The sequence below is a fragment of the Mesorhizobium sp. M7A.F.Ca.US.005.03.2.1 genome (assembly GCF_003997795.1).
Classification (GTDB): domain Bacteria; phylum Pseudomonadota; class Alphaproteobacteria; order Rhizobiales; family Rhizobiaceae; genus Mesorhizobium; species Mesorhizobium ciceri.
Map to the genome: position 1 here is coordinate 1 of NZ_RZRP01000144.1, position 9,898 is coordinate 9,898.

Here is a 9,898-nt window from a genome sequence, read left to right on the forward strand (position 1 = left end):
CCATACAGGTCGCCTCATGCGGATACTATCCTTCCGCCTTGAAGTTTCTGGCTTCCTTCTCGACCTTGGGGTTGTCCTTGCCATGCTTTTGCATGAGCTCCTTGGCCTGCTTGGGTGAGACGTCGGTGGTCTCTGCCAAGCGCAATGCCTTCTTGTCCTTGCTTTCGGTCTTCTGCTTCTTGGCCGTCATGGCTCTTGAACTCCCTTGAAGCCTTTTCCGATCGATCTTTGCCGGTGCGAACACCTGAGCATGTTCAGATGAACACTGTCGTTGCCTGGCTTGCTTCGACGACGAGACGTCAACGAGACGATGCCGGTCAGGTTCCGTGCATCGCCTGCTCATGTCCAAACTTGTCACGCCACGCGGCGGTACCGATGGCGGTCGCGGATGAACTCATTGAAGAAGCGGCCTTTTGAGGAAGCTTTGGTGAAAGCGGCATAAGTTGCCGGTGCAACATCCTCATATTCGTAGCGTCTGCCGCTCGGCACAAACCAGACCGACAGGATCCTGGTGGCGGGATCGTATTGCGCATTTCGGATCACGGTCGATGGCATGGTCGCACCCGACAGGTCTGCCCGAATAACCCGTTAGCGATCGTCAGGTTCCGCCGATATCCTGGCGTCACGCACCGCGACTACCGGTCGCGCGGGTTGCCGAACTTCGGGTCGCGCTTCCTTGAATATCGGTCGATGCGTGGCAGGCTGTCATCAAACTCGATCCACGGCAGCCTCAGGTCCCAATAGGCATGGGCTTGCGGCCGAAACCCTTCAGGGTTGTCAAAGAAGCCGATCGTCACATAGAACTCGTCCGGCAGGCCTTCGTCGCTATAGCCTATCGAGCTTCCACAGTCTGGGCAGAACGTGCGGGTGACGCCTGGCGTTTGGGAAAAGGCCTTCGGCGTCCCTCTGAGGAGCTGAAATTGCTTCGGCCGGTAACCAACCCAGATCGTCAGCGGACTTCCGATGGCCCGGCGGCAATCGTCGTCGTGATCGTAGCATATCCAGAAAGGCTCTCCGTCCAGGGCTGCGGCGATCCCTCCGCAGAAGCAGGCTCCGGTTTCGCGCCGCATCGTCTGTCCACCCTGTTGCGCCTAAGAGAGAGCGGCCGAGTGGCCGCTCCCGTTCAAGGTGAAGTCCTTGAAATCATGCATCGTGATGCTCGGGCATGCTCTTGAGCTGATCCTTGGTCCAGTTCGTCACCGCGTGAACGTCGCCGTCTTCATCGCGCATGAATTCCAACTGGCTTGCGGGAACGGCCACCGGCTTGGCGCCAATGCCGAGAAAGCCGCCGACATCGATGACGACCTGACTGGCGGCTCCTGAGCCGTGCACATGCGAAACGCTGCCGACTTTGTTGTCGTCTGCGTCGTAAATCGTGGCGTCTTCGAGAATGTCTGGTGTCAGTTCGGTGCTTGTGAGGCGTACGTGGTTGGTGTGATCCATCTTTCGAGACTCCTGTTGGGTGGAATATTTGAACCTCTCAGCCGAGCAATCGTTCCGAACAATTCCGGGGGCGACGGACGGACGACGCAAGGACGCTAGAAGCCTCAACTCAGCCTCCGTCCGAATTGACTCGCAAAGCTCCGTACGGAAGCGTACAAAAGGAAATCGTCAGCAGCACAGTTGGGGCGCTGACGCTTGGGAGTGACCATCGCTCTTGCCCATCACGAAGGAGCCCGAGCACCCCGGTCTGCCAGTGGGCGCGATGACCGCGCTGGCGCGGGATACAGGCGCCACTGAACAACAGATACGCGAAATCATATCGCTCCTCGGGTTCGATCGCGCCTCTATCTTGCGGGAGGCTCGTTTGCTGGCGAAAGATAGTCAGCCAACAAGGCCTTCGAGTCTTCAGCAGTAACTGTCGGTTTCATACCAACGCGCCCGCCCGTCTAGTGCTGCGCGAGACGAAGTCTATGGTTCGTTACCGTCCGCTCGTTCGACGGGCGCGGCCGGCTAAGAGATCCCAGTGCTCTTGCCCAAGGGAAAAGAGTCTCGTGGATTACCAGACACTGCAAGCCAAGAGCGAATTGCTTCGCCGGATGAGCGCGGACGATTTCGCGCGGCTACGTCCGCATCTGGCGAGTGTTTTTCTTGAGTTGCGCGCGCCGCTGGAGACCGCGGGGCAGAAGATCGAAGCCGTCTACTTTCTGGAAAGCGGGCTGGCCTCGGTAGTGGCGAGGACTTCGCCTGCGACCGAAGCCGAAGTCGGAATCATCGGGTTCGAAGGAATGACCGGTTCGGCCCTGGTCATGGGGGACGACCAGGCCAACTTTGATTGTTACGTCCAGTCGACATGCGAGGCTCTCCGGATAGAGGCTGCCCCCTTCGTCGAAGCCCTGGAGGACAGCCCTACATTGCGGTCGTTCCTGTTGCGCTATGTCCAATATTTCCATGTTCAGACAAGCTATACGGCATCGATCAACGCGCGGCAGAGCCTGGAAGTTCGACTGGCAAGATGGCTTTTGATGTGCAGCGACCGCACTGTCGGCGACAGGCTTATGATAACCCATGAATTTCTGTCCATCATGCTTGGTGTGAGGCGTCCGGGGGTTACCGTCGGCCTCCAGATGATCGAAAGTTATGGTTATATCCGAGCGCGCCGCGGAGAGATTACGATCCGCGATCGAGACGGTCTCATGACGTTGGCGCGAGATTCTTACGGTCCACCCGAAACCCAGTACCGCCGGCTGGTCGGAGATTTGGGCTCGAAGCATCCCGCGAGGCAGGAGCGGCCTCTCGTTTGAGCGCGCCGGGCCAACGGAGGCTTCTCCGCCACTGAGCCGACAACAGGACATTTCGAGTGGCCGGCGCGATGATGCCGGTGAGACACCGTTGCCTAAACCCGCGCCGGCCACTGCGGCATGTTTTGGGGATGCCGCGTTGCCAATCTAGTTGCCGACAAGCAACTGGCAACGAAGGCTCACGGTTTGGTAAGAACCGTACGTACATGCACGCAACTCCCTCGGTCGCGTTCAAGGCATGCTCGCGAAATCCTGAGTTGAATACAGTCCCTCGATAAAATCCGGATTGGCAGGCCCTGTCCGTCGTTGGGGTGACGTCCGCAGGGTGGGTGCAGATTGGCTGGCCAGGTTCCGATATTGCCAGGCGGGCTGGCCTTCACCATCTTAGCTGGGATGGCGACACCCAAATCGAAAACACTCGACTCCGGCTCATCCGGGCTTCAGCACGATCTCTTTGGTGCTGCCGACGACCTACCGGAAGGTTTCTTCTATCAGCCCGAGTTGATCACGGCGCAAGAAGAAACGGAACTCGCCCGGCATCTGGAAGGCCTTCCGTTCGAGGCGTTCGATTTCCGTGGCCATCTGGCAAACCGGTGCGTCGTCGGTTTTGGCCTGCGTTACGACTACGACAGACGCCAGGTCGTCGAGGCGCCGCCGATCCCTGACTTCCTGCTGTCCCTGCGCGACAAGATCGCAGCGTTGGCAGGCCGGCCCGCCAACGCCTTCGCGCAAGTGTTGATCAACGAATACCGGCCCGGCGCCGGCATCGGCTGGCATCGAGACAAGCCTCATTTCGAAGACGTTGCGGGTGTTTCGTTGCTGGCGCCTTGCAGCTTCCGGCTCCGGCGGAAGAATGGCGCCAAATGGGATCGCCGGACCATCGTCGTCGAACCAAGGTCGGCGTATCTCATGACCGGACCATCGCGCACGGAATGGGAGCACAGCATTCCGGCGGTTGACCTGCACCGCTACTCGATCACCTTGAGGACATTGCGCACCAACTCCGCATGAGCATCGCGCGCCGAGCCGTTCTGTGCCATTGCCAGCGCCATCACGAGTTCTTGAACGCAAAACGGTTCCGGGAACCTCCCAACCACAAGTTGGTTTGGAGGACAGGTACAGCTTCAAAGGTGGAGAATGTCCATGGCCCGTGCCCGATCCGTGTTGGTGGCAGCCCGGCGTCCGTTCCATAAAACGCCGATGGCGGTCGCAAACGCATGTTTCGTCGGCACATTGCTGACCGACGTTGCCTATTGGCGAAGCGCTGAAATGATGTGGGCAAATTTTTCCGCCTGGCTGCTCCTTGCCGGCCTGGTTGTAGGCGTGCTCGCGGTCCTTGCAGCACTTGTCGATTTGTCTACCGGCCGACTTGCCCGTCAAGCCGGGCCTGCATGGCCATATCTCCTTGGCAGCCTCGTCGTGCTCGTCATATCGCTCTTCAACGCACTGGTGCACAGCCGTGATGCCTGGACCTCGGTCGTGCCGACGGGGCTCATCCTGTCCGCCGTCGCCGTGATCGTTATCCTCTTGCTGGGACTGCTGGGATGGAGTTCCGGCCACACTCAAGTGGAGGTGGTCGAATGAATGTCTCCGCCAGACATATCCGGCGTATCGCGAGCCTCGGTCTGCTGTTCGGATCGATTTTGGCGCTGCCCGCATGCAGCGATAACGAACCGGATCCCACCGATCAGGTCGGAGCAAACCCGACGCTGCCTGAACCTATTCAGTATCTGGTGCCGCCCATGCATGTCGCGTCGGTCGTCGGTTGGAAACAAGACGAGAAGCCGACCGTCGCCAAGGGTTTGCAAATCCAGGCCTTTGCCAAGGGCTTGAGGCATCCGCGCTCGCTTTACACATTGCCGAATGGTGACGTTCTGGTGGTCGAATCCGTGGCGCCGGCCGGTGCCGCGATCAAGCGGCCGAAAGACCTGATCATGGGCTGGATCGAGTTGATGGCGACCTCGGGCGGCGGCACCGAAGGAAGCAACCGTATCACCCTGCTGCGGGATACGAACGGCGATGGTCTGCCCGATGTCCAGGAGGTCTTCCTCGATCATCTCAATTCGCCCTTTGGCGTGGCCCTGGTCGGCAACGATCTCTACGTCGCCAATACCGACGCCATCGTGCGTTACCCCTACACGTCGGGCGACACCAAGATCACCGCGCCGGGCGCCGTGCTGACGCCATTGCCCGGCGGACCTATCGATCACCACTGGACAAAGTCTCTCGTGGCCAGCCCCGACGGGTCTCGGCTGTATGTCGGCATCGGATCCAACAGCAACATCACCGAGAACGGCATCCAGGCGGAAAAGGACCGGGCCGCCATCTGGGAAGTCGACAGGGCCACTGGCCGCTATCGTATTTTCGCGAGCGGCCTGCGCAATCCCAACGGGCTGAGTTGGGAGCCGCAGAGCGGCGCGCTGTGGGCTGTGATCAACGAGCGCGACGAGCTCGGTCCTAACCTGGTTCCCGACTACATGACCTCGGTCAAGGACGGCGCGTTCTATGGTTGGCCGTACAGCTACTATGGTCAGCATGTCGACCCGCGCGTGATGCCGCAGCGGCCGGACCTCGTCGCCAAGGCGATCCCTCCCGACTATGCCTTGAGTTCCCACGTCGCACCTCTGGGCTTGACGTTCTACACTGGAACCAACCTGCCGGAGCTCTATCGCAACGGCGCCTTTGTTGGCGAGCATGGTAGCTGGAACCGCAAGAGCTTCAACGGCTACAAGGTCGTTTTCGTGCCGTTCAAAGACGGTCATCCAGATGGCAAGCCGCAGGACGTCGTCACCGGTTTCCTCGGCAAGGACAACAAGGCGCACGGGCGGCCCGTCGGCGTTGCCGTCGACAAATCCGGCGCGCTGCTGATCGCCGACGATGTCGGGAACACGGTCTGGCGCGTAACTTCCACGAGCCAGTAGGCACCTGCATAAACGCTGATCGCTTCACTATCTCGGTGCGAATTCCACCAGCGCCTTGACGAATTCTGCCGGTGCCTCGATCGGCAGGAATTCGCCGCAGTTGGCGATCATGTGACCTTGCAGGTTCTTTGCGCCAGACATCCTCAGACCTTCGAGGTAATCGTCGATCGATCCAAAATCCGCGTCGCCGCGGATATAGAGGATCGGAACTTCGATGCGCGCCGGGGCATTGGCCTCGGCATCCTGCTTGAACGCGCGATACCAATCAAAGCCGGCCTTAAGTGCCTCCGGCCTCGCATAGGCCTGCGTCAACGTCTCCCGCATTTCATTGGTCAATGCTTCGGGACGGCCGGCGAGCAGATCGAAGAAAAAATCGAAGTAGGCGCGTTGATGGCCCGTCACCAGCAACTCCGGTAACTCAGGCACCGCATGAAACGCAAAGTGCCAGATGCCCGGGTTTGCGACTACCTTCGTCCATGGTTGAAGGCCGGGGATAACCGTATTCATCGGCACCGCGCCGACGATGCGACCGCCATGATGGCGAGCAGCAGCGAAGGCAATCATGCCGCCCACATCGAAGCCTGCAACGACGATGGATTTGGCCCCAAGCGCCTCGGCGGCTGAAATCACAATACCGGCAAGAACCTTCTTTTCCGCCGACGGCGGAGTGCCACGCGATTCACCGATCTCCGGAAGATCGAAAGCCAGCGTAAAGTACCGCGTGCCGAGTTCATCGATCACGCCATCATAGATTTTCCTGGAATGGGGCCAGCCGTGCAGAAGGATCAAGGCCGGTCGGCGCGGATCGCCGGCCGTGGATACCGCCAGCTGCATATCGCCTGCTTCGAGGGTCTGGACGAGCATCGTCTATCCATTTTCGGGAACTCAGAAGAAAACGAAGAGCGAACGAATAGGTTGCCCCACCAGTTCAGTCTGCGTCGCTCGCCGCTGTCCGTTCTCCAACGTCTGTGCTCAAGGACCCAGCCCGCTTTCTGAGCCGGCTCGACCGTCACCAAGTGGGAGGAGGGGGCCATCCACCGGCCCTGTTGGTCCGCCTGCGGAACAAGCATTTAACCCTGGCGTTAGAATGCCGGGCGATCCCGCAACGGGCGAATGGGCAGTCGCGAAGTCGTCGCGGCGGTTTGCAATTAGGACAATGCAGGGAGATTCACATGCCGCTTACGGCCTTCGCACTCAATTGCTCGCTCAAAGCTTCGAACGACAGGGAAAAATCCTCCACCGATCGGTTGCTCGCCGATGTCCTGGCGGCGTTGATGCAATACGATGTGAAGGGCGAGATCGTGCGTGCGCTCAGCCACGATATCAAGCCCGGCGTGCTCTCCGACATGGGCGAGGGCGACGATTGGCCGAAACTCAGAAAGAAGATACTGGCGGCCGACATCTTCGTGCTCGGGCTTCCGATCTGGCTTGGCCAGCCCTCGAGTGTGGCCAAGCGCGTCCTGGAGCGGATGGATGCCTTTCTCGAGGAGACGGATGACAGAGGGCGAATGCCGGCAGCAGGAAAGGTGGCCCTGGTGGCCATCGTCGGTAATGAGGACGGTGCGCATCACTGCCACGCGGAATGCTTTCAGGCATTGAACGATGTCGGCTTCACCATCCCGGCCAATGGCGGGGTCTACTGGGTTGGCGAGGCGATGGAGGACGTCAACTATGTCGACCTGCCGGCAACTCCGGAAAAAGTCTCGGGTGCGATCGAAATGGCAGCCTCAAACGCCGCCCATCTCGCTGGATTGCTGAAAGACCGGGGCTACTCGGGCGTCTCGGGATGACCTTTGTTCGCCTAAACAACTTTGAGCGGCCAGACCTTGCAGCGTCGATGAGGTCTCAATCGGGAACAGGAAGGCTTGTAGCGAGTTCATATTCTCATCAGCCGGCGACCGCCGCTCCGTCTACACGGCGCGAAGCCGCAAACAGGAGAGCAAGTCATGGGTCTCGGCACAATTCTTATCATCATTCTGATTATCGCATTGCTTGGCGGCTTTAGTGGACTTGGCGGCGGGCCATTCTACGGCACCGGCTATTACGGGGGCGGCGGCCTCGGTCTTCTGCTGCTTATAGTCATAATCCTGGTCGTGCTCGGGCGTCTCTAGCCGAGTCTGCCATGCGGTGGCAGATTGTATCACCTGCCGCTTGCGGTTCTCTTCGGAGTTGCTTTGAATCCATAGCAGTCCGGCAATGACGGTCCGCCCTCTGGAGGGCGGACCACTCGTCGGACATATCAGGTCAAAATCAGCACGATCTTGAACGTATCCGGATCAACGATGACGATCCGACCGTCCGCAAGCACGAAATACTCGTAGCTTTCGTAAGCGGGAACGATCTTGACGATACGAGCCGGCAGCCGATGCAGCCTGACCTTGTGCCGCGGAACTTCGACGCCGACGCTGATGTCAAAATTGACATTGGACACAGGCTCGACCTTCGTCTCCCGGATAATCTGAGTGACTTGGGTTTTCTGCTCCACCGTCACGTTGTTGATGGAACCGGTCGACGTCGTATCCTGTGTCGAGGCCTTGCCCTGGGCCTGCTGGTCGGTGGTGGTGCCGGTCTTGCCCTGAGCCTGCTCGTCGGTCTGCATCTTGGTCTTGCCCTGGGCCTGCTGGTCGGTGGTGGTGCCGGCCTTGCCCTGAGCCTGCTCGTCGGTCTGCATCTTGGTCTTGCCCTGAGCCTGCTCGTCGGTCTTCAGCTTGGCTTTGCCCTGGGCCTGCTGGTCGGTGGTGCTGGCCTTGCCCTGAGCCTGCTCATCGGTCTTCAGCTTGGCCTTGCCCTGGGCCTGCTGGTCGGTGGTGGTGCCGGCCTTGCCCTGAGCCTGCTCGTCGGTCTTCAGCTTGGCTTTGCCCTGGGCCTGCTCGCCCATCTTGGAGCCGTTCTGGCAGTCAGCCTGCCCGGAAGCGCAGTTGGCGTCTGCGCCAGATTGGCTTTCGGTCTGTTGTGTCTGAGCCACCGCCGTTCCACAGCCGAGCCCGATGGCCAGCATGCTGGTAATGAGAACACGTTTCATGGGAAATCTCCCTGGGTAAGGTTCGTCCCTTCACTGGGTAGAACCAGCACCCAAAAAAAATGTTCCGAGATAGATGCGTGAGTGCTAAAAAACGACCCCGCTTGAGATCATACGATCGCGGGCGGAAGCCGCCGTTAAAGCGACCTTTTCAACCTTGGCGATTGCCCTAGCTGTCTCCTGAGAGGAGACCGACATGGCAATCTATAGTCTGAGAGTGGTCAGCTTCATTTTCGTTGCACTGGCTTTCGCTCCGGCCGCCGCGCATTTCTTCGCCATGTTCAACAAGATGAAGCTCGACGGGCCAAACTATCTGGCTGCGCAGCGCGCCTATGATGGATGGAGCCTGTTCGGCATCGTGGTGCTGGGAGCATTGCTCTCCACGGCCGCCCTGGCGATCCTGCTCTATCGAGCGAGCGCATCTTTCGGCTTGGTTGTTGTCGCCTTTCTAAGCATCGGCGCCACGCAGTTTGCCTTCTGGACGCTGACCTATCCAATCAATCAGGCGACCCGGAACTGGACTGTCCTCCCTGAAAACTGGGAGCTGCTGCGGCGCCAATGGGAGTATTCGCATGCCATCGCCGCAGGCCTCAACGCCTTGGCGTTGCTGGTGCTTTTCATATCGGCGCTTCGCCCTGCGGTGCGTTGAACGACCACGTCGTCACCAGCACGGCCAGCGGGCAGGAACCACCATGAAGCGGAATCATTGAAACGCCAGATGTCCCAGCGCGGCAGGAAAAATGAAACGGTACTATTTTGATCTTCAAAACGGTGACGGCGCGGTACCCGACGATGACGGGCAGCTGTTCGAATCCCGGGAACAAGCCAGAGCGGAAGCAATTCGTATTTTGCAGGATGTCGCCCAAGACGAAATGCCCGACTGCGATTTCGTCAAGATAACCGTCAAGGTACGCGATGAGATCGGTGCGCAGATGTTTGAGGCGTCGCTTGTTCTGACCTCCGGATGGAGCGTTTGATGTCGCAGTGCTAGCGGCGATACCGCACCGGGATTTGCACGACATTCTCCGATCCAGGCAGATCAAAGGCCATGGCCAGCTGACGTACGGAGGCCATCTCCACGATCAGTTCTTCAATCGAAAGGTCTGGCAGGCCGGTCTTCACCCTCTGCCTCACCCTGGCCGCAAGTTCATGAACCCGCACCGGGACGAAAAGCGGGCTGTCGTCCAGCAGCTTGCTGATTTCGATGACCACATCGG

General features: G+C 59.5%; 15 protein-coding genes. 8 read left to right on the top strand and 7 right to left on the bottom strand.

All coding sequences use genetic code 11. From position 1 onward, the window contains the following. Positions 1–25: 25 nt before the first annotated feature. The 4 genes from EN991_RS10855 to EN991_RS10870 form a co-directional block, all read right to left on the bottom strand. Entirely contained in the window at positions 26–190 is a 165-nt protein-coding gene (locus tag EN991_RS10855) for a hypothetical protein (protein WP_013531536.1), read from the bottom strand. Between the two features lie 164 nt (positions 191–354). After that, the gene (locus EN991_RS10860) at positions 355–555 is read right to left on the bottom strand and encodes a KTSC domain-containing protein (RefSeq protein ID WP_013531537.1); all 201 of its coding nucleotides are present in this window, start codon (positions 553–555) and stop codon (positions 355–357) included. Between the two features lie 80 nt (positions 556–635). Beyond that, positions 636–1,070 (bottom strand): GFA family protein, encoded by a 435-nt coding sequence (locus tag EN991_RS10865; RefSeq protein WP_013531538.1) that lies wholly within the window; start codon positions 1,068–1,070, stop codon positions 636–638. A 73-nt stretch (positions 1,071–1,143) separates the two neighbouring features. Further along, positions 1,144–1,443, bottom strand: a complete 300-nt coding sequence (locus EN991_RS10870) for a PRC-barrel domain-containing protein (RefSeq protein WP_013531539.1) — start codon at positions 1,441–1,443, stop codon at positions 1,144–1,146. A 551-nt stretch (positions 1,444–1,994) separates the two neighbouring features. Here EN991_RS10870 and EN991_RS10880 point away from each other — a divergent pair. The 4 genes from EN991_RS10880 (at position 1,995) to EN991_RS10895 (ending at position 5,662) form a co-directional block, all read left to right on the top strand. Further along, positions 1,995–2,744 carry a Crp/Fnr family transcriptional regulator gene (locus tag EN991_RS10880; protein WP_013531540.1) on the top strand — a complete coding sequence of 250 codons (750 nt, stop codon included), beginning with the start codon at positions 1,995–1,997 and terminating at the stop codon, positions 2,742–2,744. Positions 2,745–3,134: 390 nt separating this feature from the next. After that, positions 3,135–3,752, top strand: coding sequence for an alpha-ketoglutarate-dependent dioxygenase AlkB (locus tag EN991_RS10885; RefSeq protein WP_164768969.1), 618 nt, complete (start codon positions 3,135–3,137; stop codon positions 3,750–3,752). 132 nt (positions 3,753–3,884) lie between these two features. Then, a complete protein-coding gene (locus tag EN991_RS10890; RefSeq protein WP_127368727.1) occupies positions 3,885–4,325 on the top strand; it encodes a DUF2231 domain-containing protein in 441 nt (146 codons plus the stop codon). Further along, a complete protein-coding gene (locus EN991_RS10895; protein ID WP_127368728.1) occupies positions 4,322–5,662 on the top strand; it encodes a sorbosone dehydrogenase family protein in 1,341 nt (446 codons plus the stop codon). The genes EN991_RS10890 and EN991_RS10895 overlap by 4 nt, the downstream gene beginning before the upstream one ends. Before the next feature lie 27 nt (positions 5,663–5,689). On the opposite strand, the gene EN991_RS10900 is transcribed toward EN991_RS10895, so the two are convergent. Continuing rightward, positions 5,690–6,526: an alpha/beta hydrolase gene (locus EN991_RS10900; RefSeq protein WP_127366453.1), complete on the bottom strand. Its 837-nt coding sequence runs from the start codon at positions 6,524–6,526 to the stop codon at positions 5,690–5,692. A 308-nt stretch (positions 6,527–6,834) separates the two neighbouring features. On the opposite strand from EN991_RS10900, the gene EN991_RS10905 reads away from it, so the two are divergent. Both EN991_RS10905 and EN991_RS10910 read left to right on the top strand, forming a co-directional pair. Next, positions 6,835–7,452, top strand: coding sequence for an NAD(P)H-dependent oxidoreductase (locus EN991_RS10905; protein WP_024505224.1), 618 nt, complete (start codon positions 6,835–6,837; stop codon positions 7,450–7,452). Between the two features lie 156 nt (positions 7,453–7,608). After that, complete coding sequence (locus EN991_RS10910) at positions 7,609–7,773, top strand: DUF3309 family protein (RefSeq protein WP_013531546.1); 165 nt, start codon at positions 7,609–7,611, stop codon at positions 7,771–7,773. Positions 7,774–7,901: 128 nt separating this feature from the next. Here EN991_RS10910 and EN991_RS10915 read toward each other — a convergent pair whose 3' ends face one another. Further along, positions 7,902–8,684, bottom strand: coding sequence for a DUF1236 domain-containing protein (locus EN991_RS10915; RefSeq protein WP_127368729.1), 783 nt, complete (start codon positions 8,682–8,684; stop codon positions 7,902–7,904). A gap of 193 nt (positions 8,685–8,877) precedes the next feature. Between EN991_RS10915 and EN991_RS10920 the strand changes: the two genes are divergently transcribed. Next, positions 8,878–9,330 (top strand): membrane protein, encoded by a 453-nt coding sequence (locus EN991_RS10920; protein WP_013531548.1) that lies wholly within the window; start codon positions 8,878–8,880, stop codon positions 9,328–9,330. 91 nt (positions 9,331–9,421) lie between these two features. Continuing rightward, positions 9,422–9,658 (top strand): hypothetical protein, encoded by a 237-nt coding sequence (locus EN991_RS10925; RefSeq protein ID WP_027161660.1) that lies wholly within the window; start codon positions 9,422–9,424, stop codon positions 9,656–9,658. Positions 9,659–9,668: 10 nt separating this feature from the next. On the opposite strand, the gene EN991_RS10930 is transcribed toward EN991_RS10925, so the two are convergent. After that, on the bottom strand, positions 9,669–9,898 hold a 230-nt coding region (locus tag EN991_RS10930), incomplete at its 5' end, for a hypothetical protein (RefSeq protein ID WP_127368730.1).

Coding starts and splice junctions, on each gene's coding strand:
- EN991_RS10855 (WP_013531536.1), bottom strand. CDS start 190: ATGACGGCCAAGAAGCAGAAGACCGAAAGCAAGGACAAGAAGGCATTG.
- EN991_RS10860 (WP_013531537.1), bottom strand. CDS start 555: ATGCCATCGACCGTGATCCGAAATGCGCAATACGATCCCGCCACCAGG.
- EN991_RS10865 (WP_013531538.1), bottom strand. CDS start 1,070: ATGCGGCGCGAAACCGGAGCCTGCTTCTGCGGAGGGATCGCCGCAGCC.
- EN991_RS10870 (WP_013531539.1), bottom strand. CDS start 1,443: ATGGATCACACCAACCACGTACGCCTCACAAGCACCGAACTGACACCA.
- EN991_RS10885 (WP_164768969.1), top strand. CDS start 3,135: ATGGCGACACCCAAATCGAAAACACTCGACTCCGGCTCATCCGGGCTT.
- EN991_RS10890 (WP_127368727.1), top strand. CDS start 3,885: ATGGCCCGTGCCCGATCCGTGTTGGTGGCAGCCCGGCGTCCGTTCCAT.
- EN991_RS10895 (WP_127368728.1), top strand. CDS start 4,322: ATGAATGTCTCCGCCAGACATATCCGGCGTATCGCGAGCCTCGGTCTG.
- EN991_RS10900 (WP_127366453.1), bottom strand. CDS start 6,526: ATGCTCGTCCAGACCCTCGAAGCAGGCGATATGCAGCTGGCGGTATCC.
- EN991_RS10905 (WP_024505224.1), top strand. CDS start 6,835: ATGCCGCTTACGGCCTTCGCACTCAATTGCTCGCTCAAAGCTTCGAAC.
- EN991_RS10910 (WP_013531546.1), top strand. CDS start 7,609: ATGGGTCTCGGCACAATTCTTATCATCATTCTGATTATCGCATTGCTT.
- EN991_RS10915 (WP_127368729.1), bottom strand. CDS start 8,684: ATGAAACGTGTTCTCATTACCAGCATGCTGGCCATCGGGCTCGGCTGT.
- EN991_RS10920 (WP_013531548.1), top strand. CDS start 8,878: ATGGCAATCTATAGTCTGAGAGTGGTCAGCTTCATTTTCGTTGCACTG.
- EN991_RS10925 (WP_027161660.1), top strand. CDS start 9,422: ATGAAACGGTACTATTTTGATCTTCAAAACGGTGACGGCGCGGTACCC.